Below are 22,774 nucleotides of genomic sequence, written 5' to 3'. Positions count from 1 at the left end.
GGGGAAGGGAACCGAGGTCGGGCCCTCTACTGTCCGAGTTCTCTCCAGAGAACGGGACCGAAGTCCGGCCTCCGCTTCTCCTCGATGAACGGGACCGGAGTCCGGCGTCGGCTTCAGCCGGTTTTGGCGATCGCCGCCGTCGTCGCCCTCGTGAGATCGACCAGGTTCTTCGGCGAGGTCTCGATCTGCAACCCCCGCTTGCCCGCCGAGAAATACACCGTCTCGAACTCCAGCGCCGAGGAATCCACCACCGTCGGCAGCTGCTTACGCTGCCCGAGCGGGCTGATGCCGCCGACCACGTACCCCGTGACCCGCTCCACCTTCGCCGCGTCCGCCATCGCGGCCCGCTTGCTGCCCAGCGCCGCCGCGAACGCCTTGAGGTCGAGCTTGCCCGCCACCGGCACCACCGCCACCGCCAGCCCGCTCTCCACCTCCGCCACCAGCGTCTTGAAGATCCGCTCGTACGGCAGGCCGAGCGCGTCGGCCGCCTCCTCGCCGTAGGCCTGCGCGTTCGCGTCGTGCTCGTACGGGTGCAGGGTGAAGTCGGCCCCCGCCTTGGTCAGCGCGACCGTCGCGGGGGTGCCCTGCCCGCCCTTCTTCGCTTTGCTCACGGCACCCGATCGTAACGAGCTTTGCTCACGGCACCCGCGTCCGTAACGATCAGAGGGCGGTGACGGGCCTGCCGGGCAGCGACTCCGGCAGCAGCTCGCCGTCGCGGACCACGAACTCACCGCCCACCAGCACGTGCGCGAACCCGGCCGAGGGCAGGATCGTCGACTCGTAGGTGGCGCGGTCGGCGACCGTCGAGGGGTCGAAGACCGTGATGTCGGCGTCGCAGCCCGGCTGGATCCGGCCCTTGCGCCGCATCGAGGGCACCCCCACCACGTCCGCCGGCACGAGCGTGCATCGGCGGACCGCCTCGGCCAGGCTCAGCAGGCCCTTCTCCCGCACCAGGACGCGGAGGACGCGCCCGTAGGTGCCCGCCGTACGGGGATGGGAGACGGCGCCCTCCGGCAGCGGCCACGCCGTGGGGTCGGCCGTGCCCGACCTCCAGAGCAGCGGGACCGCGTCGGTGGCGACGGCGGCGTCGGGGAAGGCGAGGGCACGCTCGATGAAGGCGAACTGCGCGGGGTCGGCCTCGTCGAGCAGGTGGACGAAGACCGCCGCCCCCGGGTCGCGCCGCCTGGCCTCGCGCAGCGCGGCCTCGTCGGCCAGCCGTCCTTCCGCGCCGAGCAGGCCGAGGGAGTGCGGGGTGAGGCCGCGGCGGCGCAGGAGCTCGGGGGCGAGGAAGGCGGCGCCGACGCCGGTCATGCCTGCGCCGTACGGGTAGGCCTCGGTGGTGACCCGCGCGCCCTCGGCGCGCACCCGCTCGACCAGCCCGAGGACCCGGTCCACGTGCTGGATCGAGGTGCTGTTGACGTGGCAGTAGTGCATGTGCGCGCCGGTCTCCGCCGCCGCCTTGACGATCTCCTCGGCGCCGTCGATCGGCGTGGTGGGGTCGAGTTCGACCAGCTCGCGGGCGTGCGTGTAGGTGGGCAGCCCCGCGCGGGCGGCCAGCGCGGCGACGGCCAGGTACTCCGAAGGGTCGATCCGCGGCGCGTAGCCGACCAGGATGCCGATGCCGAGCGCGCCGTCGGCCAGGTCCCGCTCCAGCATCTCGACGATCCGGCCGACCGCCGCGGGCGGGGCGGGGCGCTGCCACTCGGGGCGGCCGATGTTGGCCATGAAGTCGTCGAGGCCGCCTCCTGGCCGCACTCCGGCCAGCACGGCCATGCGGGCGACCGCCCACGAGGTGGCGAAGCCGTAGTTGAGCGGCCGCCCCTCGGCCGCCGCCTGCCGGTAGGCGGCGGCCACCGGGTAGCTGCCCGCCTCCAGCTCCAGCACGGTCGTCACGCCGTCGAGCGCCTGCAGCCGGTGCCCGGCCTGGTCGGCGCTGTGGCTGTGCAGGTCGATGAAGCCGGGGCAGACCACCAGGCCCCGCACGTCGACCACGGTGGCGCCGTCCAGCGGGGTGGCCGACACCTCCCGCACCCGCCCGCCGGAGACGCCGACGTCGCGCACCGCGTCGAGGCCGGTCTCGGGGTCGATCACCCTGCCGCCGCTGAGAACCAGGTCGTAGGTCGTCACACGGCCTCCTTCGTCGCGAGAGAGAACTGCTCGGGGCGCTGCGGCACGATCACCGCGATGAGCGCGCCGAGCACGGTCGTGCCGATGAGCAGCCCGAACGCCGCGGTGTAGGAGAACCGGTCCACCAGCCAGCCCATCAGCACGGGCGCGAGCACGCCTGCCATCTGCCCGCCCACGTTGACCACGCCCATGCCCGAGCCGATGACCGCGGGAGGCAGCGCCCGGAACGGCATGCCCAGGATGCCCATCGTCGAAAGCCCCGCCACCGCCAGGGCGAGCGTCTGGTAGGTCGTGAACCCCGCGGCGCTGTCCGCCCGCAGCATCAGCACCAGGAGGACGGCGGTGCACAGCAGAAGCGGGATCACGTACAGCCGCGCCCTGTCGTGGAAGAACCTGTCGAACAGCCAGCCGCCGGCGAAGGTGGTCAGGCACATCACCAGGCCGGGGATGGCGGCGAGCACGCCGGTGTTCAGCAGGGAGATGCCGCGCTCCTCCATGAGGTAGCTCGGCACCCAGGTGATCATGCCGTAGCCGAGCATGTTGGTCGTGCAGAACAGGGCCGCGAACTTCCACACCGAGGGGGAGCGGATCACCATGGCGAGTCCCGCGCCGCTTGTGGGCCTGGCGCCGAGCCGGTCCGCGCCGCTGAGCGCGGCCGGCAGCGGCCTGGGCAGCAGGGCCCACAGCGCGAGCCCGATCAGCACGCCCGCCGCCGCGACCACCCAGAACGTGTGCCGCCAGCCGAAGACCACCAGCAGCGGCGCCACCACCAGTGGCGCCAGCCCGGCGCCGAGCTGGTTCGAGGCGAGCATCGACCCGGCCGCGGTCGCCCTGCGACCCGGGGTGGTGCGCTCGGCCAGTGCCTTGAACGACGCGCCGGGGAAGAGCCCCTGGCCCACGCCGAACAGCGCCCTGATGACCAGCAGTGACACCAGTCCCCACGCGAGCCCGGTCAGCGCGGTGAACGCCGTCCACAGCACCAGCGAGACCACCAGCAGCCTGCGGGCGCCGAACCGGTCGGCGAGCACGCCACCGGGGATCTGGCAGAGGAGATAGACCAGCGAGAAGACGGTGATGAGCCAGCCCTGCTCGGTCTTGCTGAGCGCGAACTCCGCCCCGATGGACGGCAGCGCCACGGCCATCATGACGCGGTCGACGTAGTCGACCACCCAGACGCCCATGAGCAGCCCGACGGTGACGGTCGCGGTCCTGCGTACCCGTGCGGGGGTCCATTCGTCGAGGTGGACGGCGGTTGTTTCGGTGGAACCCAAGGCGCGACCTCCGGATCGCTGGTGCGTTCCCGTCACCCTCTGCCAGCGCGCGCGACGGCGCTTCGTCCCACAGGACGAAAGTCCCCGCCGTGGTCGTGAAAGGGGACGAACCCCACCTCTTCTGGGACGAAACGCGTCCCGCATGATGGACAGAACAGGATTCGCTGGTGGGACTCCGTAGACTGAACGGGTGATTTCCCGTATCGACCTGCGCGGCTCTCTTCCCGAGGACCTGCGCGACGTGCTGCCCCGCGCCGAACTCGACGTCGAGGCCGCCCTGGAGAAGGTGCGGCCCATCTGCGAGGACGTGCGCCATCGCGGGGCGGCAGCCGTACGCGAGCTGACCGCCAGGTTCGACGGTGTCGAGATCGAGTCCGCCCGCGTGCCCGTGGAGACGGTCCAGCGGGCGCTGGAGACCCTCGATCCGAAGGTCAGGGCCGCTCTCGAGGAGTCGATCAGGCGGGCCAGGATGGTCCACCGCGACCAGCGGCGCACCGACACCACGACCCAGGTGGTGCCCGGCGGCACGGTCACCGAGCGCTGGGTGCCCGTCGAGCGCGTCGGCCTCTACGTGCCGGGCGGGCGCGCGGTCTACCCCTCCAGCGTGGTCATGAACGTGGTCCCCGCGCAGGAGGCGGGCGTCGAGTCGCTGGCGGTCACCAGCCCCGCGCAGAAGGAGTTCGGCGGCCTGCCGCACCCCACGATCCTGGCGGCGTGCGCGCTGCTCGGCGTCGACGAGGTCTACTCCGTCGGCGGCGCGCAGGCGGTGGCGATGTTCGCCTACGGCACCGAGGAGTGCCGCCCCGCCACGATGGTGACCGGTCCCGGCAACATCTGGGTGGCCGCCGCCAAGCGCCTGCTCAAGGGTGTCATCGGCATCGACTCCGAGGCGGGCCCCACCGAGATCGCCATCCTCGCCGACTCCACCGCCGACCCGAGGCACGTGGCCGCCGACCTGATCAGCCAGGCCGAGCACGACGTCATCGCCGCCGCGGTCCTCGTGACCGACAGCGTGGAGCTGGCCGAGGCCGTGGAGAAGGAGCTGCCGGGCCAGGTCGCCGCGACGCGCCACTCCGAGCGCATCGCCGAGGCGCTGTCAGGCAGGCAGTCGGGCATCGTGCTGGTCGACGACCTCGCCGCCGGTCTCAGGGTGGTCGACGCCTACGCCGCCGAGCACCTCGAGATCCAGACCGCGAACGCGGCCGAGCTGGCGGCGAAGGTCAGGAACGCCGGCGCGATCTTCGTCGGGCCCTACAGCCCGGTGAGCCTGGGCGACTACATGGCGGGCTCCAACCACGTGCTGCCCACCGGCGGCTGCGCCTGCCACTCCAGCGGCCTGTCGGTGCAGTCGTTCCTGCGCGGCATCCACGTGGTCGACTACAGCCGCGAGGCGCTGGCGGGCGCCGCCGCGCACACCTGCGTCCTGGCCGACGCCGAGGACCTGCCCGCGCACGGCGCGGCGATCCGCGCCCGATTCGATTGGGAGATTCCGAACCAGTGAATCTCGACGACCTTCCCATCAGGGACGACCTCAGAGGCAAGAAGCCGTACGGCGCGCCCCAGCTCGACGTCCCCGTCCAGCTCAACACCAACGAGAACCCGTACCCGCCCTCCAAGGCGCTGGTCGACGACCTGGCCGAGGAGATCAGGCGCGACGCGGCGAGCCTCAACCGCTATCCCGACAGGGACGCCCTCGCCCTGCGCGCCGATCTGGCCGGCTATCTCGGTCACGGGCTCACCACCGAGCAGCTGTGGGCCGCCAACGGCTCCAACGAGGTGCTCCAGCAGATCCTGCAGGCCTTCGGCGGGCACGGCCGCACCGCGCTCGGCTTCGAGCCCTCCTACTCCATGCACCCGATCATCACCACGGGCACCAGCACCGAGTGGGTCTCGGGCGCGCGCGAGGACGACTTCTCCCTCGACGTGGAGAAGGCCGTCGCCGCCGTCGAGGAGCACCGGCCCGACATCGTCTTCCTGACCTCGCCGAACAACCCGACCGGCACCGCGCTCCCGCTGGAGACGATCGCCAGGGTCGTGGCGGCGGCGCCCGGCATGGTCGTGGTGGACGAGGCCTACGCCGAGTTCGCCCGCACCGGCACGCCGAGCGCGCTGACGCTGCTCCCCGAGCACCCCAGGTTGATCGTGACGCGGACGATGTCGAAGGCGTTCGCGATGGCGGGCACCCGACTCGGCTACCTGGCCGCGCACCCCGCGGTGGTCGAGGCGATGCTGCTGGTGCGCCTGCCGTACCACCTGTCGACGGTCACGCAGGCGACGGCCAGGGTCGCGCTGCGGCACCGGGCCGAGTTGCTCGGCACGGTCGACGCGCTCAGGCGCGAGCGCGACGACACGGTGGCCTGGCTACGCGGCCTCGGCTTGACGGTGGCCGATTCGGACGCCAACTTCGTGTTGTTCGGGCGATTCGCCAACCGGCGCGCGATCTGGGAGAAGCTGCTCGAGCGAGGTGTCCTGATCCGCGAGGTCGGGCCGCCCGAGTGGCTGCGGGTGTCGATCGGCACCAGCGAGGAGATGTCGGCATTCCGTGCCGCCCTGGAGGGGGTTCTGTGAGCGAGCGCAGGGAGCGAACCAGTCAGCACAGCCTGGTTCCGGGGGTGGCCGACGAAGGAGGCCGGCACCGGATCGGTCGCGTCGAGCGTACGACGAAGGAGACGTCGGTTCTGGTCGAGGTGAACCTCGACGGCACCGGGCTGGTCGACGTCGCCACCGGGGTCGGGTTCTACGACCACATGCTGGCCCAGCTCGGCAAGCACGGTCTGTTCGACCTCACCGTCAAGACCGAGGGCGACCTGCACATCGACTCGCACCACACGATCGAGGACACCGCGCTCGCGCTGGGCGCGGCCTTCCGTGAGGCGCTGGGCGACAAGTCGGGCATCAGGCGGTACGGCAACGCGTCGTGCCCGCTGGACGAGGCGCTCGCCGAGGTCACGGTCGACCTGTCGGGCCGTCCTTACCTGGTGCACGCCGAGCCCGAGGGCATGGCTCCGATGATCGGCCCCGAGTACGACACCACGATGACCAGGCACATCCTCGAGTCGTTCGTGGCGCAGGCGGCGATCTGCCTGCACGTGCGGGTGCCGTACGGGCGCAACGCCCACCACATCGTCGAGGCCCAGTTCAAGGCGCTGGCCAGGGCCCTGCGCGAGGCCAGCGAGCCCGACCCGCGCGCCACGGGCGTGCCGAGCACCAAGGGCGTGCTGTGAACGGCACAGCAGGCGAGTTGCTCAGGGGTACCCCGAAGGAGTCCGCATGAGCAGCAACTGGACGGCCGTCGCGATGGTCTTCATCGGGCTCTTCCTGATCGGCGGGGTGGTCTCGCTGCTCAAGCAGGGCCTGAAGCTCGGCGCGGTGATCTGCGGAATCGGCGCCGCGATGGCGCTGACAGCGGGGGTGCTCTGGTGGTGAGCAAGAACGTCGTCATCCTCGACTACGGCTCGGGCAACCTGCGCTCGGCCGAACGCGCGCTGGCCAGGACCGGCGCCCAGGTGACGGTCACCGCCGACTACGACGCGGCGATGGCCGCCGACGGCCTGGTCGTCCCGGGCGTGGGCGCCTTCGCGGCGTGCATGGCGGGGCTGAGGAGCGTGGGCGGCGAACGGATCATCGGCCGCCGGCTGTCGGCCGGCCGTCCGGTGCTCGGAATCTGCGTCGGCATGCAGATCCTGTTCGAGCGCGGCGTCGAGCACGGCGTCGAGACCGAGGGCTGCGGTGAGTGGCCGGGCACGGTCGAGCGCCTGGAGGCCCCGGTGCTGCCGCACATGGGCTGGAACACCGTCAAGGCGCCCGCCGACAGCGTGCTGTTCGCGGGCCTCGACGCCGCCACCCGCTTCTACTTCGTCCACTCCTACGGCGTGCGCGAGTGGGAGCTCAAGCCGGGCGACGGCTTCGCCGTCCCGCTGGTGACCTGGGCCGAGCACGGCGTGCCGTTCGTGGCCGCCGTGGAGAACGGCCCCCTCATGGCCACCCAGTTCCACCCCGAGAAGTCGGGTGACGCGGGCGCGGTGCTGCTGAAGAACTGGGTCGGCACGCTTTGAGCAAGGAGCGGGCGCGGCGGCGGGCCGTACGCGAGGCCGAGAGGGAGCGCGCGGCGCGGCTGAACGCCGAGCGGATGGCCCGCAGGTCCCGCCGCAGGGCGCTGGTCGCCAGGCTGACCCCTCGCCCCGTCCGCTTCGCCAGGCAGGGCGGCCTGATCGCGCGCCGCCAGCGCGCCCAGAACGGCGCCGTCGCCCTGCTCTTCGTGATCGTCCAGCTCCTGGCCTGGCTGCTGTGGTCGTCGTGGCTGATCAGCCTCGCCGTGTTCGTGCTCTCCTTGCTGTTCGTCCCTGTGATCGTCACGCTCGCCTTTGACCGGAGGACCTGAAGAAGATGTCGCTCGTACTGCTGCCCGCCGTGGACGTCGTCGACGGCCAGGCCGTACGCCTCGTGCAGGGAGAGGCCGGGACAGAGACCGGCTACGGCGATCCGCTGACCGCGGCGCTCGCCTGGCAGGAGGCGGGCGCGGAGTGGATCCACCTGGTGGACCTCGACGCGGCCTTCGGCAGGGGATCCAACAGGAGCCTGCTGGCCGACGTGGTCGGCAAGCTCGACATCAACGTCGAGCTGTCCGGCGGTATCCGCGACGACGCCTCGCTGGAGGCCGCGCTCGCCACAGGGTGCAGGCGGGTGAACATCGGCACCGCCGCCATCGAGAAGCCGGACTGGTGCCGAAGGATAGTCGCTGAGTATGGTGACAAGATCGCCGTCGGGCTCGACGTGCGAGGCACTACGCTGGCGGCACGCGGCTGGACCGAGGCGGGCGGCGACCTGTGGGAGGTGCTCGACAGGCTCGAAGCCGACGGCTGCCCGCGGTACGTGGTGACAGATGTGACCAAGGACGGAACACTGCGCGGCCCGAACCTCGACCTGCTGCGCCAGGTCTGCGATCGAACGGACAAGCCGGTCGTCGCGAGCGGAGGAGTGTCCTCTCTCGACGACCTCATCGCCCTCTCCTCTCTCACGCCCCTCGGCGTGGAGGGCGCGATCGTGGGCAAGGCACTGTACGCGCAGGCTTTCACGCTGGAAGACGCCCTCGCCGCGGTTCGCGGCTAGGGCCCAAGGGAGGGACGCGTGATGGGCCAGGCAAGCTGCGTGCGCGAGGGGACAAGAATCTTCTCGGGCGGCGTCTGGGAGGAGAAGTACGGCTACGCCAGGGCGGTGGTGGCGGGCCCGAGAGTCGTGGTCTCCGGCTGCACCGCCACGGTCGACGGCGAGGTACGGCATGTCGGCGACGCCTACCAGCAGGCCATGACGGCCTTCGAGATCGCGCTCGAGGCGGTCGAGACGGCCGGGCTGGCCAGGGAGGACGTGGTCATGGTGCGCTACTACGTGGTGGACGACAGCCACTACGACGCGGTGGGCAGCGCGCTGTCCGAGGTGCTCGGGCACGTCAGGCCCGCCTGCACGGGCGTGAAGGTGGCGGGTCTGATCGACCCGCGCATGCTGGTCGAGATCGAGATCGAGGCGTTTCGGGCATGACGGTCGCGGTTCGAGTCATCCCGTGTCTGGACGTGGACGCGGGACGCGTGGTCAAGGGCGTCAACTTCGAGAACCTGCGCGACGCGGGCGATCCCGTCGAGCTCGCCCGCCGCTACGACGAGGAGGGCGCCGACGAGCTGACCTTCCTCGACATCACCGCCTCCTCGGGCGAGCGCGAGACGATGTTCGACGTGGTCCGCAGGACCGCCGAGCAGGTCTTCATCCCGCTCACCGTGGGCGGCGGCGTCCGCTCGGTCGAGGACGTCAACAGGCTGCTGCGGGCGGGCGCGGACAAGGTGTCGCTCAACACCGCCGCCATCGCCCGCCCCGAGCTGCTGACCGAGGCCTCACGCAGGTACGGCGCGCAGTGCATCGTGCTGTCCGTCGACGCCCGCAGGGCCGAGGGCACGCCGTCGGGCTTCGAGGTCACCACCCACGGCGGGCGCAGGGGCACCGGCATCGACGCGGTGGAGTGGGCGGCCAGGGGAGAGGAGCTCGGCGTCGGCGAGATCCTGCTCAACTCGATGGACGGCGACGGCACCCTCGACGGCTACGACCTCGAGATGCTGCGCGCGGTGCGGGCCGCGGTCAGGGTCCCGGTGATCGCCAGCGGCGGCGCGGGACGGCTGGAGGACTTCCCTCCCGCGGTCGCGGCCGGAGCCGACGCCGTGCTCGCGGCCTCGGTGTTCCACTTCGGCACGCTGAAGATCTCCGAGGTGAAGGAGACCCTCCGGGCGGCGGGCCACCCGGTCAGGTAGCCGTCGTCAGAAGACCCGCAGGTGGTGGAAGAGCTCGAAGGCGGTGTCGCGCTCCTTGAAGGCGGCCGCCTCCGAGCGCTTCACCGCCAGGTAGGCGCTGCTGCGCAGCGGCCCGAGCGCGGACATCAGCAGCGCGTCGGCCTCGAGCGCGTCGAGCGCCTCGTCCAGGGACGACGGCAGCCTGGGATAGGCGCCCGGCCTGGTGTCGGGGTCGACGAGCACGGGGTCGCCCGGGTCGAGCTTGCGGCGGATCCCGTCGAGCCCCGCGTGGATGACCGCGCCGAGCGACAGGTACGGATTGGCCGAGGAGTCGGAGGGCTTGAGCTCCAGGTTGACCGAGCCGGTCTGCCCCAGGGGCGAGCAGACCCTGACGGCCGCCTCCCTGTTGTCGGGGCCGTAGACGGCGTAGGCGCCGGCCCACATGCGGGGCGCCAGCCGCCGGAAGCTGTTGACGGTGCCGCAGGTCAGCGCCGTCAGGCCGGGCAGGTGGGCGATCAGGCCGCCCACGAAGGCGGCCATCAGGTCGGGGTCGCCGACGAAGAGGTTGGCGTGATGCTCGGGATCCCACAGCGACAGGTGCAGGTGGGCGCCGTTGCCCGCCTGGTCGGCGAGGGGCTTGGGGGCCAGCGAGGCCCACATGGACATCCGCAGCGCCACCCCGCGGACGGTCTCGCGGTAGAGGAGCTGGTTGTCGGCGGCGCGGAGGGCGGGGGCGTGCCGTATCGACAGCTCCTGCTGGCCGTGGCCCAGCTCGGGGTGGTAGTGCTCGACCCGCAGCCCCTGGGTCTCGAGCGTGCGCACCAGCCGGATCGCGTAGTCGTGGGCGACGTCGAAGCCGATGGTGGAGTAGCAGAGGCTGTCGTCGAGCGGGGCGAACCTGTCGAGCCCGCCGTCAGGGCCGGGAACGCGGTGGCCGAGCGTGAACTCGGGCTCGAAGGCCGCCTCCAGCGCGTAGCCCTCGGACTCGAGCGCGGCGATCGCCTCCTTGAGGAAGGTGCGCGGGCACGCGCCCCATGGGGACCCGTCGAGCTGGACCAGGTCGGAGGCCATGGCCGCGGCGCCGGGAGAGTAGGGGAGCGGCACGAAGGTCGACGGGTCCGGCATGATCCGGACCTCGCCGACGGGTCCGAAGTGCTCGACCTCCTGGAGCTGGTCGAGCATGTTCATCGCCATCATCGCCACCGTGTGACCGATGCCCGAGTGGAGCCGCTCGGCCAGGCGCGTGCGTGAGGTCGCCTTGCCGCGGATCACCCCGCCATGGTCGGCGTAGAGGAACCGGACGAGTTCGATCCCTTCGATCTCGGCCCGTTCGATGACATCTCTCATAGGCACCCCACCTGACCGACTCTACGCTCTTCGATCCCAGGTGGACGGTCAACTCGCACGACCCGCCGGCAGGGCGGACCGTTGGCTCTGTCAGGTCACGACGTTGGTGAAGAAGACGGCCAATTGGTTGGCTCCGTTCACGATGCCGTCAAAAACGCTGTTGACCGCCGCCGCCGCGTTTCTCGGCTGGGTGAACAGGTAGAAGACGACGAACGCCACGAGCAGATACGTGACGACCTTCTTGACCTGCATGGGGGGCCTCCTGCAGTCCATTCCCAGCCGTATATACCCGGATCTGGGCGATCACTGGCATCTTCTATGAAGATGTTCTTGATCATAACCGGGGGGCGTCTTTACCCGGCCATCGTACGGCCATCGGCATGAGTTGGCGCGGAGACGCGCGCACCGGAAGGTAAAGCGCCTCAGATGCCGAGCGGGGCGTGGGTGAGGCGGGCGATCGCGTCGGGGTCGCCCGTGAGGTCGACCTTGGCGTGCTCCTGCCGTCCGAAGCAGAACAGCAGCAGCTCGCTGGCCCTGCCGGTGACCTCCACCTTCGGGCCGTCCTTGGCGCCGCCGATGGCCACCCCGCCGCCCAGGCGGTGCAGCACCACGCCCACGGGCGACTTGCGCAGCATGAGCCTGGCGGCCATGTCGAGGCGCCGCCAGAGCAGCCGCTCCAGGTCGTCGGGCAGCTCGCGGGGCTCCCATGACGGCTGGGCGCGGCGCACGTCCTCGTGGTGGACGAAGTACTCCAGCGTGTTGACCGCCTCGTCGAGCACCGGCAGCAGGCCATAGAGGCCGCCGGGGGTGCGCACGAGGCCGACCAGCTCGGGGAAGGGGTGCTTGGCCTTCAGCCCCCGCTGGACGGAGTCGGTGTAGCCGGACAGCGCTCGCACGGCGATGCCCGCGCCGGCGTCGAGCCGCCGCTCGCGCAGCACCAGGTGGGCGGCCAGGTCGTAGGTGCTCCAGCCCGTGCACAGCGTGGGGGCGTCGGGGCCGAGCCGGTCGAACAGGTCGCACAGAGCGGTGCGTTCGCTGCGGGCGTGGGTCACCAGACGATTCTACTGGGGCGAGGGAATAACAAGATGATCGACCATGATAGGGACTTAAGTAGAAATTTCCCCGTTGGAAGGACTTCCCTAGAGTGGCGACCAAGGTCACCTCAGCCGTCATGCGTCAAGGGCTCCGCGTCCTTGGGGTGGCCATCCGCACGGAGAAGGCCGTCTTCGCGGCCGCCGTCATCAGCAGCAGCGTCTACGGGGGAATGACCGTCGCGTCCGCGTGGGCGCTCGGCTGGGCCACCGAGAACGTCGTGCTGCCCGCCTTCGGCCAGAGGGACGTCACCGCCGCCGCGCTGTGGACGGGAGTCCTGCTCATCGTGGGCACCGCCCTGCTCAAGGCGATCGGCGTGGCGGGCAGGCGCATCCTGGCGGGCATCCTGCAGTACCGCATGCAGGCCAGGTCGCGGCGCGACGTCACCAAGCAGTACCTGCGCCTGCCCCTGGCGTGGCACCACCGGCACCCGACGGGCCAGCTGCTGTCGAACGCCAGCGCCGACGCCGAGGCGGCGTGGGCGCCGCTCGCGCCGCTGCCCATGGCGGTGGGTGTGGTCGTGATGCTCCTCACCGCGGCCGTCGCGATGCTGATCACCGACCCCGTCCTCGCGCTCGTCGGCTTCCTGATCTTCCCGGCGATCGCCGTGCTGAACCTGGTCTACCAGCGCAGGTTGAGCCCGCTGGCCACCCACGCCCAGCAGCTGCGCGCCGAGGTCAGCGAGATCGCGCACGAGAGCTTCGACGGCGCGCTCGTCGTCAAGACCCTCGGCCGCGAGGACCTCGAGACCGAGCGCTTCCGGCGCCGCGCGCACGAGCTGCGCGACGCCAACATCGCCGTCGGCAGGGTCCGCGGCCTGTTCGACCCCATGCTGGAGGCGCTGCCCACTCTGGGCGTGCTGATCGTGCTGATGATCGGCGCGATGCGGCTGTCGGGCGGCTCCATCAACTCCGGCGAGCTGGTCCAGGTCGCCTACCTCTTCACGCTGCTCTCCTTCCCGATCCGCGCGCTCGGCTGGGTGCTGGCCGAGCTGCCGCGCAGCGTCGTCGGCTGGCAGCGCGTGCAGGCGGTTCTTGAGGCGACGGGCTCCATGGAGTACGGCGAGGCGAGCCTGCGCGGCGGCGCGCCCGCGGCGTTGCGCGTCTCCGGCCTGTCCTACGCCTACGGCGCGGCCGAGGTGCTGCACGACGTCACCTTCGAGGTTCCTGCGGGCCGTACGGTCGCGCTGGTCGGGCCCACCGGATCGGGCAAGTCCACGCTCGTGCAGACCCTGGTGCGCCTGGTGGACCCGGACAAGGGGGAGGTGCTGCTCGACGGGGTCGACCTGAGAGAGATCGCCTACGGCGGCCTGCCCGACATGGTCGCGCTGGTCCCGCAGCAGACGTTCCTGTTCGACGACACCGTGCGCGGCAACATCACGCTCGGCCTCGACATCTCCGACGAGGACGTCTGGGCCGCGCTGCGCCTCGCGCAGGCCGACGGGTTCGTCGCCAAGCTGCCCTCCGGCCTCGACACCAAGGTGGGCGAGCGCGGCACCACGCTGTCGGGCGGGCAGCGCCAGCGCATCGCGCTGGCGCGGGCGCTCGTCCGCCGCCCGCGCCTGCTCATCCTCGACGACGCCACCTCCAGCGTGGACCCGCAGGTAGAGGCCAAGATCCTGCACGGCCTGCGGGACGCGCTGAACGTGGGAGAGACGGAGTCGGGCCAGGGCGAGGAGGGCTCGACCGTCGTGGTCGTCGCCTACCGGCTGGCCACGATCTCGCTGGCCGACGAGGTGGTCTACCTCGACCGCGGCAGCGTGGTCGACCGTGGCACCCATGAGGAACTGCTGGAGCGCTGCCCCGGCTACCGCAACCTGGTCACCGCCTACGAGCGCGAAGAGGCCGAGAGGGCCGCGATCGCGGCGGAAGAGGAAGAGGTCGTGGCATGAGCGTCGCGTTCCAGGGTGCCGACAGGTCGGCGCTGGCCACCGTGCGCAGGGGCCTGTCGTTCACGCCGGAGTTCCGCAAGGGACTGGCCGGCACGCTCGTCCTGGCGATCGTCGCCACCATCGGCAAGATCATCGTCCCCATCGCGGTCCAGCAGACGATCGACACGGGACTGAAGTCGGGCACGCCCGACCTGTCGTACATCTCGCGGGCCGTCCTGCTGTGCGCCGCGGCGGTCGTCATCACCGCCCTGTGCGGCTACGTGATGAACGTGCGCCTGTACAAGGCCACCGAGTCGTCGCTGGCCACGCTCAGGGTGAAGGGCTTCCGGCACGTCCACGACCTGTCCGTGCTCACCCAGAACTCCGAGCGCCGCGGCGCGCTGGTCTCCCGCGTCACCAACGACATCGACCAGATCAGCAACTTCATGCAGTGGGGCGGGCTGATGATCATCGTGGCGGTCGGCCAGGTGCTGGTCGCCACAGGCCTGATGTTCGTCTACTCGTGGCAGCTCACGCTGCTGGTGTGGGTCTGCTTCATCCCGATCCTGATCGCGCTGCCGCGCTTCCAGCGCTGGCTGTCGTCGGCCTACACCACCGTGCGCGAGCGCACCGGCGACATGCTCGCCGCCGTCAGCGAGTCGGTCGTCGGCGCGGCCGTCATCCGCGCCTACGGCTCCGAGCGCCGCACCGCCGAGCGCATCGACACCGCGATCAACGCCAACAGGAGCGCCCAGATCCGCGCCCAGAAGATCGTGGGCATGGTCTTCCCGCTGACCGAGATCGTGGCGGCGGTCGCCATCGCCGGGATCGTGCTGCTGGGCGTCAACCTCGGCGTCTCCGGTGACATCAGCGCGGGCCGGCTGGTGGCCTTCCTCTTCCTGGTCACGCTCTTCGTCTCGCCGCTGCAGGTCGCCACCGAGGTGCTGAACGAGGCGCAGAACGCGGTGGCGGGCTGGCGGCGCGTCCTCGGCGTGCTCGACACCCCGCCCGACGTCGCCGACCCGGGCGACGAGGGTGTCGCGCTGCCCAGGGGGCCCATCTCCGTCGCCTTCGAGGAGGTGCACTTCTCCTACCCCGGCGGCGTCCCCGTGCTGCACGAGGTGTCGGTGGCCATCCCGCCGCGCACCCGCATCGCCGTCGTCGGCGAGACGGGCTCGGGCAAGACCACCTTCGCCAAGCTGCTCACCCGGCTGATGGACCCCGTCGAGGGGCGCGTCACCGTCGACGGGCACGACCTGCGCGACGTGCGCTTCTCCTCGCTGCGCGAGCGCATCGTCATGGTGCCCCAGGACGGGTTCCTCTTCGACGGCACGCTCGCGGAGAACATCCGCTTCGGCAGGCCGTCGGCCACCGACGAGGAGATCGCGCTGGCGCTGACCGAGCTGGGGCTCGCCGACTGGCTGGAGGGCCTGCCGTTCGGCCTGGCCACGCCCGTCGGGCAGCGCGGCGAGTCGCTGTCGGCGGGGGAGCGGCAGCTCGTCGCCCTCGCCAGGGCCTACCTGGCCGACCCCGACCTGCTGCTGCTCGACGAGGCGACGTCGGCGGTGGACCCCGCCACCGAGGTACGGCTGGCCAGGGCGCTCGAAGGCGTCACCCGCGGACGGACGGCGATCTCGATCGCGCACCGGCTCTCGACGGCGGAGAACGCCGACGAGGTGTTCGTCTTCGACGCCGGACGCCTCGTCCAGCGCGGACCGCACGCCAGCCTGGTCGCCGAGCCCGGGGTCTACGCCGACCTGCACGCCTCCTGGATCTCCTCCGCGCACTCCTGACCGTGGCGCCCCCGAGGCCGGTCCGCCCGCGCTCGGGGGCGGGCCGGGCGCCAGGATCAGGAGCAGGCGGCGATCCTGACGGTGGTGCCCGCGGGGAGACCTGGTCCTGGTGGCCACCGCCGAGTACCAGGCGCTGCGCAGGCTGGGCAGGACGAACCTGGCCGGGCTGTTCAGGGTCTTCGGCTCGGTCCCGGCGGCGCCGGCGGCCGGAGTGGCTGGTTGAATGGCGGCATGTCCCTCGACCCGAAGGTCGCCTCGCGGCTCAAGCGCACTCCCGACGGGCTGGTGCCCGCCGTCGTCCAGCAGTACGACACCGGCGAGGTCCTCATGCTCGCCTGGATGGACGACGAGGCGTTGCACCGTACGCTGACCACGGGCCGGGCCACCTACTGGTCGCGCAGCCGCTCCTCCTACTGGGTCAAGGGCGACACCTCGGGCCACGTCCAGCACGTGAAGTCGGTCGCGCTCGACTGCGACGGCGACACCCTCCTGCTCAAGGTCGACCAGGTCGGCGCCGCCTGCCACACCGGCGACCGCACCTGCTTCGACGCCGGCGAGCTGACCGTGGCGAGCCGGCCGTCGTGAAGCGCGAGCCGACCGCCTGGCTGCTGCTGTCCGCGGCGGGCGCGGGCCTCTCGCTGCTGGCCGCGGGCAGGGTCTGGGCCTCGGTCAGGTACGGCGGTGCCGCCCCCGTCGAGCTGCAGGGCGGCGACCTCGCGCCCGCCGTCCAGCCGCTGGCGCTGGCCGCGCTGGCGGCGACGGTCGCGCTCTTCGCGACCAGGGGCCTCTGGCGCCGCGTCATCGGCGCGGTCCTGGCGCTGTGCGGGGCGGGGATCGCGCTGCTGTCGTGGCAGGGGCTGGCCGTCACGGCGGCGGAGGAGCTGGCCGCCGCGCGAAGCCCGCTGGCGGCGGCCACCCGCGACGTGACGGCGGTCGCGCACACCGCCTGGCCGTACCTCGCCGCGGCGGGCGGCGCGCTGCTCATCGCCAGCGGAGTGCTCGCCGTTGCGCGCGCCACCGGGTGGGCGGGCATGTCGGGCCGCTACGATCGCCCACGACCGGCCGCCGAACAGCGCGACGACAAGTCGCTCTGGGAGGCGATCGACAGGGGAGACGACCCGACTGAGGAGCGCTGATGACAACCAGGCACGACCACGGCAACACCCCTGCCGCGTGGACCGCGGTGACGATCGTCTGCATCGGCTCGGTGGTGGGCGGCGTGGGGCTGGTTCACGACTCACCCGTCGGCTTCGGCGCGGGGCTCGCGGTGATGGCCATGGGCGCGGTGATCGGCAAGGTCATGCAGATGATGGGCCTCGGCAGGCAGAGAGCCTGATCGCAGAGTTACAAATGGCCCACAAAACGGGTGCTTCTCCACGTGGCGGCCGGGTTCTCGCTAAGCTGCGGCGGGCAATTCGCTATTCATGAGGAGTCGTCGGTATGAGCTACGGAAACCAGGGCGGTAGCGGGGGCTACGGCGAGCAGCCGCCCGGGGGTGGTTACGGCCCTCCGGCCGGTGGTCAGGGCTCCGGCGGCTACGGCCCGCCCCCCGGTCAGGGCTCGGGCGGTTACGGTCCCCCTCCCGGTCAGGGTTCCGGTGGCTACGGCGCGGAGGGTTACGGCTCGGGCGGCTACGCCGCCCCGCCTCCCGGCGGGGGTTACGACCCCTACGGCGGCTACGGCGCGCCGCAGCCGAAGAAGACCAACGGCATGGCGATCGCCGCGCTCATCACGAGCCTGGTCGGCCTGATCGCCTGCGGTCTGCCCTCGATCGTCGGCGTCATCCTCGGTCACATCTCGATGGGCCAGATCAAGCGGACCGGTGAGGAGGGCCGGGGCATGGGGCTGGCCGGTCTGATCCTGGGCTACGTCGGCGTGGTGCTCTGGGTGATCCTCTGGGTCAGCTGGATCGGCCTGCTCGGCTACGCGGCGAGCGTCAGCGGTGAGTACAACTGAGTATCGTGAACATGTGGTCACGCATCGGCTGAGAGCCGTTCTCGCACCGCTGGGCGTCGCCCTGGCGGCGGGGGCGGCTGTCGCCTATGTGGGGGTCGTCGATCCCAACGAGGCGGGCCACTACCCGGTGTGCCCCCTGTTCGCGCTGACCGGCCTGCTCTGCCCCGGCTGCGGGGCGCTGCGGGCCACGCACGCCCTGGCCCATCTCGACGTCGTGGCCGCGCTCGGGCTCAACCCGCTGCTTGTCCTCGCCACGCCCGTCGTCGCGTACGTGTGGGCCAGGTGGCTGATCGGCGCGTGGAGCGGCAGCGCCTGGCGGCCGAGCCCGCCCAGGCCGGTCTACCTGTGGTCGCTGCTGGCGCTCATCCTGCTCTTCGGCGTGGTGCGCAACCTCCCCTTCGGCGCCTTCCTGGCTCCTTAGCAGGGGGCTGTGGCCAGGTGACCTCGGCGCGGCCGATACCATCGCAAGACAAGACGAGGGAGCGAACGCCGACGCGAACTCCCTGTCGCCCCCAGCACTGTCGACCGGAGGGACCTTGATCGCGTGAACGAGCGGAGCCGGAGCGGAACCGTTCTCGACGACATCCTTGCCGGAGTGCGAGAAGACCTTGCCGCCCGGCAGGCGGCCGTGTCGCTCGAGGAGCTGAAGGAGCGCGCCGGGCGCGCCCCCGCGTCCAGAGACGCCTACGCGGCGCTGGGCGGCGACAAGGTCTCGGTGATCGCCGAGGTCAAGCGGTCGAGCCCGTCCAAGGGCGCGCTGGCCGCCATCGCCGATCCCGCCGCCCTGGCCGCCGACTACGAGGAGGGCGGCGCGCACGTCATCAGCGTGCTGACCGAGGGGCGCCGCTTCGGCGGCAGCCTGGAGGACCTCGCCGCGGTCCGTTCCAGGGTCGACATTCCGATCCTGCGCAAGGACTTCATCGTCACCTCCTACCAGCTGTGGGAGGCGCGGGCGTACGGCGCCGACCTGGCCCTGCTGATGGTGGTTTCGCTGGAGCAGTCCGCGCTGGTCTCGCTCATCGAGCGGGCCGAGTCGATCGGGCTGACCCCGCTGGTCGAGATCCACACCGAGGAGGAGCTCGAGCGCGCGGTCGCCGCGGGGGCCCGCGTCATCGGCATCAACGCCCGCAATCTGAAGACGCTCGAGGTGGACCGCGACGTCTTCGCAAAGCTCGCGCCCAAGATTCCCGACGGCATCATCAAGATCGCCGAATCGGGGGTGCGGGGGCCGCACGACCTGCTAGCGTACGCCCGGGCCGGGGCCGACGCCGTCCTGGTCGGCGAGAGCCTGGTGACCGGCAAGGACCCGCGCAAGGCGGTGGAGGCCCTCGTGACGGCGGGCGCCCACCCCGCCACTCGACCCGACCACGGATCAGAGGGATGAGATGACTGTCCTCACCGCCGCCGACCTGGCTGGCAACGGAGCCCGCGGCGACGACCCCGACAGCGCAGGCAAGTTCGGCATCTTCGGCGGCAGGTTCGTCCCCGAGGCGCTGATCCCCGCCCTCGACGAGGTCGCCCGCGTCTACAACGAGGCCAAGGCCGACCCGGCCTTCGTCGCCGAGCTCGACCACCTCCTGCGCACCTACGCCGGCCGGCCCACCACGCTGACCGAGGTGCCGCGCTTCGCCGAGCACGCTGGCGGCGCGCGCATCATCCTCAAGCGCGAGGACCTCACCCACACGGGCGCACACAAGATCAACAACGTGCTCGGCCAGGCGCTGCTCACCAAGCGGCTGGGCAAGAGCAGGGTCATCGCCGAGACGGGGGCCGGCCAGCACGGCGTGGCCACCGCCACCGCCGCCGCTCTCATGGGTCTCGAGTGCGTGATCTACATGGGCGCCGTCGACTGCGAGCGCCAGGCGCTCAACGTCGCGCGGATGAAGCTGCTCGGCGCCACGGTCGTGCCCGTCACCAACGGCAGCCAGACGCTCAAGGACGCCATCAACGAGGCCTTCCGCGACTGGGTGACCAACGTCGACACCACGCACTACCTGTTCGGCACGATCGCGGGACCGCACCCGTTCCCCGAGATCGTCCGCGACTTCGCCCGCATCATCGGCGTCGAGGCGCGCCGCCAGATGCACGAGCTGACGGGCGGGCTGCCCGACGCCATCTGCGCGGCGGTCGGCGGCGGCAGCAACGCCATCGGCATCTTCCACGCCTTCCTCGACGACCACGACGTGGCCCTGCACGGCTACGAGGCCGCGGGCAGGGGCCTCGAGACCGGCGAGCACGCCCTGACGCTCACCGCGGGCTCCGTCGGCGTGCTGCACGGCTCGCGCACCTACGTGCTGCAGGACGACGAGGGCCAGACCATCGAGTCGCACTCCATCTCGGCCGGTCTCGACTACCCGGGCGTCGGCCCCGAGCACGCGTGGCTCAAGGACACCGGGCGGGCGGTCTACCACGGCATCACCGACGCCGAGGCCATGGACGCCTTCGCCCTGCTGGCCAGGACCGAGGGCATCATCCCCGCGATCGAGTCCTCCCACGCCCTGGCCGGCGCGCTCAAGCTGGGGCGCGAGCTCGGCTCCGACGCCACGATCCTGGTCAACCTGTCCGGCCGCGGTGACAAGGACATGGGCACCGCCATGACCTACTTTGGGCTGTGAGATGACGACTCTTCAGACGGTGTTCGCCAAGGCCGAGGCCGACAACAGGGCCGCGCTCGTCGGCTACCTCCCGGCCGGCTTCCCCACCAAGGAGGGCGCCGTCGAGGCCGCCGCCGCCATGGTCGACGCCGGCTGCGACGTCATCGAGATCGGCCTGCCGTACTCCGACCCGCTGATGGACGGCCCGACCATCCAGGACGCGGTGCACAGGTCGCTGCTGAACGGCACCCGCATCGCCGACGTCATGCGCACCGTCGAGGGCGTGGCGAAGACCGGCGCCGCGACGCTGGTCATGACCTACTGGAACCCGATCGACCGCTACGGCGTCGAGCGGTTCGCCCGCGACCTGGCCAACGCGGGCGGCGTGGGCACCATCACGCCCGACCTGACGCCCGAAGAAGCCGGGCAGTGGCGAGAGGCCTCCGCCTCGGCCGGCATCGACACGGTCTTCCTGGTGGCGCCCAGCTCCACGGAGGAGCGCATCAAGGCCGTGGTCGAGTGCTGCACGGGCTTCGTCTACGCAGCCTCCCTGATGGGCGTCACGGGCGCCAGGGAGAGCGTCAACGTGGCAGCGGAAGACCTCGTGGCCCGCACCAGGGCGCACACCTCGCTGCCCGTCTGCGTGGGTCTCGGCGTCGGCACCGGCAAGCAGGCGGCCGAGGTCGCCGCCTACGCCGACGGCGTCATCGTGGGCTCGGCGTTCATCCGCCGCCTGCTCGACGCGCCCGACTCCACCGCCGGCCTGTCCGCGGTCCGCGAGCTGGCGGCCGAGCTGAGGGCGGGCGTCGCCGCCCGGTAGACCCTGCGCGATCACCCGGGCACTGCCCGGATAACGTCGGAAATGCGGCTGTCATAACAAGACGGCCGCATTTCTGTTTCTGTGCGAGATCTCGCAGGTGTGAGCACGTAAGTGCAAGGGCTGCCCTTCGTTTGTCCATGGCACCCGCCCCGGGGCGCGGGCCAAGGTAACGGGCATTGGACGCGGGTTGTGCGCCCGCGTGGCCTGGAGGGAAAGACGATGGGTAAGTCAAAGACGATCCTCGGCGCCGCGGGAGCGATGGCCTGCGTGTCGCTGGTGGCCGCGTGCGGCGGCCAGTCCGGATCCCAGACCTCGGCGGCGCCCTCCGCCTCCGCCGCGTCGGGCGCGGCCGCCGGCGGACCCGTCACGATCGAGTGGTGGGGCTGGGCGCCCGGCTACGAGGACGCGGCGAAGGCGTGGAACGCCTCCCACCCCGACGTGCAGGTGAAGTTCACCCAGACGCAGCCGGGATCGCAGGGCGGCTACCAGCGCATGCTGGCCGCGGTGAAGGCGGGCAACGCGCCCTGCCTGGCGCAGGTCGGCGCCGAGACGCTGCCCAGCTTCCTGGTCGAGGGGGCGCTGGAGGACATCACCGCGCACGCTCAGCCGTACAACGCCAAGTTCCAGCCGTGGACGCTGAACACGGTCACCTTCGGCGGCCAGCAGTTCGGCATCCCCGTCGACTCGGGACCGATGGGCATGTTCTACCGCAAGGACCTCTTCGACCAGCACGGCATCGAGGTGCCCAAGACCTGGGACGAGTACGCCGCCGCGGCCGAGAAGCTGCGCAAGGCCGACCCCGAGGTCTCCATCACCACCTTCACCCCCGACGACATGTACGGCTTCGCGGGCTTCGCCCAGCAGGCCGGGGCCAAGTGGTTCGGCATCAGCGGCGACGCCTGGCAGGTCAAGATGAACGACGCCGCCTCGGTCAAGGTCGCCGACTACTGGCAGGGCCTGATCGACAAGGAGCTCGTCGACGTCATGCCCGGCTGGTCCGACGGGCTGTGGAAGAACTACACCGACGGCAAGAGCGCCACGCTCGTCGGCGCGGTCTGGATGACCAAGGTCCTCGAGGACTCCATCTCCAAGACCAGCGGCAAGTGGGCCGTGGCCCCGATGCCGGTATGGGACGCGGCCAGCCCCACTGTCGGCAACGTGGGCGGTTCGCCCAACGCCGTGCTCAAGGGCTGCAAGAACCCCAAGGAGGCGGTCGACTTCGCCGCCTGGCTGTCCACCGACGCCACCGCCTTCAACGACCTGATCGACAAGGGCGGCCTGTTCCCCGTCACGGTCGACGGCGGCTCGCTGCCCAACATGAGCGGCGCGCGTCCCTTCTACGGCGACCAGAAGGTCTTCGAGGTCTTCGCCGAGGCGAGCAAGCACGTCAGCCCCGACTTCAGCTGGGGCCCGACGATGCCCGCGGTCAACACGGTCTTCGCCGAGGAGTTCGCCAAGGCCGCCAACGGCAAGGGCGGCACGCTGGCCGAGGCGCTGGCGACCATCCAGGAGAAGGCCGTGGCCTCGCTGAAGGACAAGGGCCTCACCGTCGCCCCCTGACGCCGGCTCGCGGAGGGCCCCGGCGTCCACGAGCCGGGAGCCCCTCCCGCCCAAGCGATCCGATCTCCGACC

General features: G+C 71.4%; 26 protein-coding genes. 20 read left to right on the top strand and 6 right to left on the bottom strand.

All coding sequences use genetic code 11. From position 1 onward, the window contains the following. Positions 1 to 113 precede the first annotated feature (113 nt). Genes ybaK through H4W81_RS20580 form a run of 3 tightly spaced genes read right to left on the bottom strand, consistent with a single transcriptional unit; the run spans position 114 to position 3,398 of the window. The gene (gene ybaK, locus H4W81_RS20590) at positions 114 to 611 is read right to left on the bottom strand and encodes a Cys-tRNA(Pro) deacylase (protein WP_192776302.1); all 498 of its coding nucleotides are present in this window, start codon (positions 609 to 611) and stop codon (positions 114 to 116) included. A 49-nt stretch (positions 612 to 660) separates the two neighbouring features. Then, positions 661 to 2,127 (bottom strand): amidohydrolase family protein, encoded by a 1,467-nt coding sequence (locus tag H4W81_RS20585; RefSeq protein WP_192776301.1) that lies wholly within the window; start codon positions 2,125 to 2,127, stop codon positions 661 to 663. Next, positions 2,124 to 3,398, bottom strand: coding sequence for an MFS transporter (locus H4W81_RS20580; protein WP_225958720.1), 1,275 nt, complete (start codon positions 3,396 to 3,398; stop codon positions 2,124 to 2,126). Before H4W81_RS20580 ends, H4W81_RS20585 begins: the two co-directional genes overlap by 4 nt. A gap of 190 nt (positions 3,399 to 3,588) precedes the next feature. Between H4W81_RS20580 and hisD the strand changes: the two genes are divergently transcribed. From hisD to hisF, 9 genes are read left to right on the top strand one after another with little or no spacing between them, the layout of a single operon-like run. Continuing rightward, a complete protein-coding gene (gene hisD / locus H4W81_RS20575) occupies positions 3,589 to 4,899 on the top strand; it encodes a histidinol dehydrogenase (protein WP_192776300.1) in 1,311 nt (436 codons plus the stop codon). Next, complete coding sequence (locus H4W81_RS20570; protein ID WP_192776299.1) at positions 4,896 to 5,966, top strand: histidinol-phosphate transaminase; 1,071 nt, start codon at positions 4,896 to 4,898, stop codon at positions 5,964 to 5,966. The genes hisD and H4W81_RS20570 overlap by 4 nt, the downstream gene beginning before the upstream one ends. Before the next feature lie 44 nt (positions 5,967 to 6,010). Continuing rightward, a complete protein-coding gene (gene hisB, locus H4W81_RS20565) occupies positions 6,011 to 6,622 on the top strand; it encodes an imidazoleglycerol-phosphate dehydratase HisB (RefSeq protein ID WP_397127653.1) in 612 nt (203 codons plus the stop codon). 46 nt (positions 6,623 to 6,668) lie between these two features. Further along, a complete protein-coding gene (locus tag H4W81_RS20560; RefSeq protein ID WP_192776298.1) occupies positions 6,669 to 6,824 on the top strand; it encodes a hypothetical protein in 156 nt (51 codons plus the stop codon). Next, a complete protein-coding gene (hisH, locus tag H4W81_RS20555; RefSeq protein WP_318781850.1) occupies positions 6,821 to 7,453 on the top strand; it encodes an imidazole glycerol phosphate synthase subunit HisH in 633 nt (210 codons plus the stop codon). Before H4W81_RS20560 ends, hisH begins: the two co-directional genes overlap by 4 nt. Continuing rightward, a complete protein-coding gene (locus tag H4W81_RS20550) occupies positions 7,450 to 7,779 on the top strand; it encodes a hypothetical protein (protein WP_192776296.1) in 330 nt (109 codons plus the stop codon). The genes hisH and H4W81_RS20550 overlap by 4 nt, the downstream gene beginning before the upstream one ends. A 5-nt stretch (positions 7,780 to 7,784) precedes the next feature. Further along, positions 7,785 to 8,507, top strand: coding sequence for a bifunctional 1-(5-phosphoribosyl)-5-((5-phosphoribosylamino)methylideneamino)imidazole-4-carboxamide isomerase/phosphoribosylanthranilate isomerase PriA (gene priA, locus H4W81_RS20545; RefSeq protein ID WP_192776295.1), 723 nt, complete (start codon positions 7,785 to 7,787; stop codon positions 8,505 to 8,507). 21 nt (positions 8,508 to 8,528) lie between these two features. Beyond that, positions 8,529 to 8,933, top strand: coding sequence for a Rid family hydrolase (locus H4W81_RS20540; protein WP_192780940.1), 405 nt, complete (start codon positions 8,529 to 8,531; stop codon positions 8,931 to 8,933). Beyond that, positions 8,930 to 9,691: an imidazole glycerol phosphate synthase subunit HisF gene (gene hisF / locus H4W81_RS20535; RefSeq protein WP_192776294.1), complete on the top strand. Its 762-nt coding sequence runs from the start codon at positions 8,930 to 8,932 to the stop codon at positions 9,689 to 9,691. The genes H4W81_RS20540 and hisF overlap by 4 nt, the downstream gene beginning before the upstream one ends. 6 nt (positions 9,692 to 9,697) lie before the next feature. On the opposite strand, the gene H4W81_RS20530 is transcribed toward hisF, so the two are convergent. The 3 genes from H4W81_RS20530 to H4W81_RS20520 form a co-directional block, all read right to left on the bottom strand. After that, a complete protein-coding gene (locus H4W81_RS20530; protein WP_192776293.1) occupies positions 9,698 to 11,017 on the bottom strand; it encodes a glutamine synthetase family protein in 1,320 nt (439 codons plus the stop codon). 90 nt (positions 11,018 to 11,107) lie between these two features. Further along, positions 11,108 to 11,269: a hypothetical protein gene (locus tag H4W81_RS20525; protein ID WP_192776292.1), complete on the bottom strand. Its 162-nt coding sequence runs from the start codon at positions 11,267 to 11,269 to the stop codon at positions 11,108 to 11,110. 170 nt (positions 11,270 to 11,439) lie between these two features. Further along, positions 11,440 to 12,069, bottom strand: coding sequence for a TIGR03085 family metal-binding protein (locus tag H4W81_RS20520; RefSeq protein ID WP_318781849.1), 630 nt, complete (start codon positions 12,067 to 12,069; stop codon positions 11,440 to 11,442). A 119-nt stretch (positions 12,070 to 12,188) separates the two neighbouring features. Here H4W81_RS20520 and H4W81_RS20515 point away from each other — a divergent pair, with 119 nt between their 5' ends. From H4W81_RS20515 to H4W81_RS20465, 11 genes are all read left to right on the top strand, one after another. Further along, positions 12,189 to 14,000, top strand: a complete 1,812-nt coding sequence (locus H4W81_RS20515; protein WP_192780938.1) for an ABC transporter ATP-binding protein — start codon at positions 12,189 to 12,191, stop codon at positions 13,998 to 14,000. Then, on the top strand, positions 13,997 to 15,772 hold the full coding sequence (locus H4W81_RS20510; RefSeq protein ID WP_192776291.1) for an ABC transporter ATP-binding protein: 1,776 nt from the start codon (positions 13,997 to 13,999) through the stop codon (positions 15,770 to 15,772). Before H4W81_RS20515 ends, H4W81_RS20510 begins: the two co-directional genes overlap by 4 nt. Positions 15,773 to 16,003: 231 nt before the next feature. Beyond that, complete coding sequence (hisI, locus tag H4W81_RS20505) at positions 16,004 to 16,357, top strand: phosphoribosyl-AMP cyclohydrolase (RefSeq protein WP_192776290.1); 354 nt, start codon at positions 16,004 to 16,006, stop codon at positions 16,355 to 16,357. Next, on the top strand, positions 16,354 to 16,908 hold the full coding sequence (locus H4W81_RS20500) for a Trp biosynthesis-associated membrane protein (RefSeq protein ID WP_192776289.1): 555 nt from the start codon (positions 16,354 to 16,356) through the stop codon (positions 16,906 to 16,908). The genes hisI and H4W81_RS20500 overlap by 4 nt, the downstream gene beginning before the upstream one ends. Then, entirely contained in the window at positions 16,908 to 17,108 is a 201-nt protein-coding gene (locus H4W81_RS20495) for an HGxxPAAW family protein (protein ID WP_192776288.1), read from the top strand. Before H4W81_RS20500 ends, H4W81_RS20495 begins: the two co-directional genes overlap by 1 nt. A gap of 104 nt (positions 17,109 to 17,212) precedes the next feature. Beyond that, complete coding sequence (locus H4W81_RS20490; protein WP_192776287.1) at positions 17,213 to 17,728, top strand: DUF4190 domain-containing protein; 516 nt, start codon at positions 17,213 to 17,215, stop codon at positions 17,726 to 17,728. Positions 17,729 to 17,741: 13 nt separating this feature from the next. Next, the gene (locus H4W81_RS20485) at positions 17,742 to 18,149 is read left to right on the top strand and encodes a DUF2752 domain-containing protein (protein ID WP_318781848.1); all 408 of its coding nucleotides are present in this window, start codon (positions 17,742 to 17,744) and stop codon (positions 18,147 to 18,149) included. Between the two features lie 123 nt (positions 18,150 to 18,272). Beyond that, positions 18,273 to 19,112: an indole-3-glycerol phosphate synthase TrpC gene (trpC, locus tag H4W81_RS20480; RefSeq protein WP_192776285.1), complete on the top strand. Its 840-nt coding sequence runs from the start codon at positions 18,273 to 18,275 to the stop codon at positions 19,110 to 19,112. Between the two features lies 1 nt (position 19,113). Beyond that, positions 19,114 to 20,343 (top strand): tryptophan synthase subunit beta, encoded by a 1,230-nt coding sequence (gene trpB, locus H4W81_RS20475; protein WP_192776284.1) that lies wholly within the window; start codon positions 19,114 to 19,116, stop codon positions 20,341 to 20,343. A gap of 1 nt (position 20,344) precedes the next feature. Then, complete coding sequence (gene trpA, locus H4W81_RS20470; RefSeq protein WP_192776283.1) at positions 20,345 to 21,142, top strand: tryptophan synthase subunit alpha; 798 nt, start codon at positions 20,345 to 20,347, stop codon at positions 21,140 to 21,142. A gap of 219 nt (positions 21,143 to 21,361) precedes the next feature. Beyond that, a complete protein-coding gene (locus H4W81_RS20465; RefSeq protein WP_225958718.1) occupies positions 21,362 to 22,702 on the top strand; it encodes an ABC transporter substrate-binding protein in 1,341 nt (446 codons plus the stop codon). The last annotated feature ends 72 nt before the right edge of the window (positions 22,703 to 22,774 follow it).

The sequence above is a fragment of the Nonomuraea africana genome (assembly GCF_014873535.1).
In the GTDB taxonomy this organism is placed as follows: domain Bacteria; phylum Actinomycetota; class Actinomycetes; order Streptosporangiales; family Streptosporangiaceae; genus Nonomuraea; species Nonomuraea africana.
The sequence above is the reverse complement of the archived record's forward strand: the minus strand, read 5'-3'. Positions and strand labels throughout refer to the sequence as shown.

Excerpts from the sequence above, each read along its gene's own strand:
- H4W81_RS20490 (WP_192776287.1), top strand. The coding sequence starts at position 17,213 with ATGAGCTACGGAAACCAGGGCGGTAGCGGGGGCTACGGCGAGCAGCCG.
- H4W81_RS20560 (WP_192776298.1), top strand. The coding sequence starts at position 6,669 with ATGAGCAGCAACTGGACGGCCGTCGCGATGGTCTTCATCGGGCTCTTC.
- H4W81_RS20540 (WP_192780940.1), top strand. The coding sequence starts at position 8,529 with ATGGGCCAGGCAAGCTGCGTGCGCGAGGGGACAAGAATCTTCTCGGGC.
- H4W81_RS20525 (WP_192776292.1), bottom strand. The coding sequence starts at position 11,269 with ATGCAGGTCAAGAAGGTCGTCACGTATCTGCTCGTGGCGTTCGTCGTC.
- trpB (WP_192776284.1), top strand. The coding sequence starts at position 19,114 with ATGACTGTCCTCACCGCCGCCGACCTGGCTGGCAACGGAGCCCGCGGC.
- H4W81_RS20510 (WP_192776291.1), top strand. The coding sequence starts at position 13,997 with ATGAGCGTCGCGTTCCAGGGTGCCGACAGGTCGGCGCTGGCCACCGTG.
- hisI (WP_192776290.1), top strand. The coding sequence starts at position 16,004 with ATGTCCCTCGACCCGAAGGTCGCCTCGCGGCTCAAGCGCACTCCCGAC.
- hisF (WP_192776294.1), top strand. The coding sequence starts at position 8,930 with ATGACGGTCGCGGTTCGAGTCATCCCGTGTCTGGACGTGGACGCGGGA.
- priA (WP_192776295.1), top strand. The coding sequence starts at position 7,785 with ATGTCGCTCGTACTGCTGCCCGCCGTGGACGTCGTCGACGGCCAGGCC.
- H4W81_RS20465 (WP_225958718.1), top strand. The coding sequence starts at position 21,362 with ATGGGTAAGTCAAAGACGATCCTCGGCGCCGCGGGAGCGATGGCCTGC.
- trpA (WP_192776283.1), top strand. The coding sequence starts at position 20,345 with ATGACGACTCTTCAGACGGTGTTCGCCAAGGCCGAGGCCGACAACAGG.
- H4W81_RS20530 (WP_192776293.1), bottom strand. The coding sequence starts at position 11,017 with ATGAGAGATGTCATCGAACGGGCCGAGATCGAAGGGATCGAACTCGTC.
- H4W81_RS20495 (WP_192776288.1), top strand. The coding sequence starts at position 16,908 with ATGACAACCAGGCACGACCACGGCAACACCCCTGCCGCGTGGACCGCG.
- H4W81_RS20515 (WP_192780938.1), top strand. The coding sequence starts at position 12,189 with ATGCGTCAAGGGCTCCGCGTCCTTGGGGTGGCCATCCGCACGGAGAAG.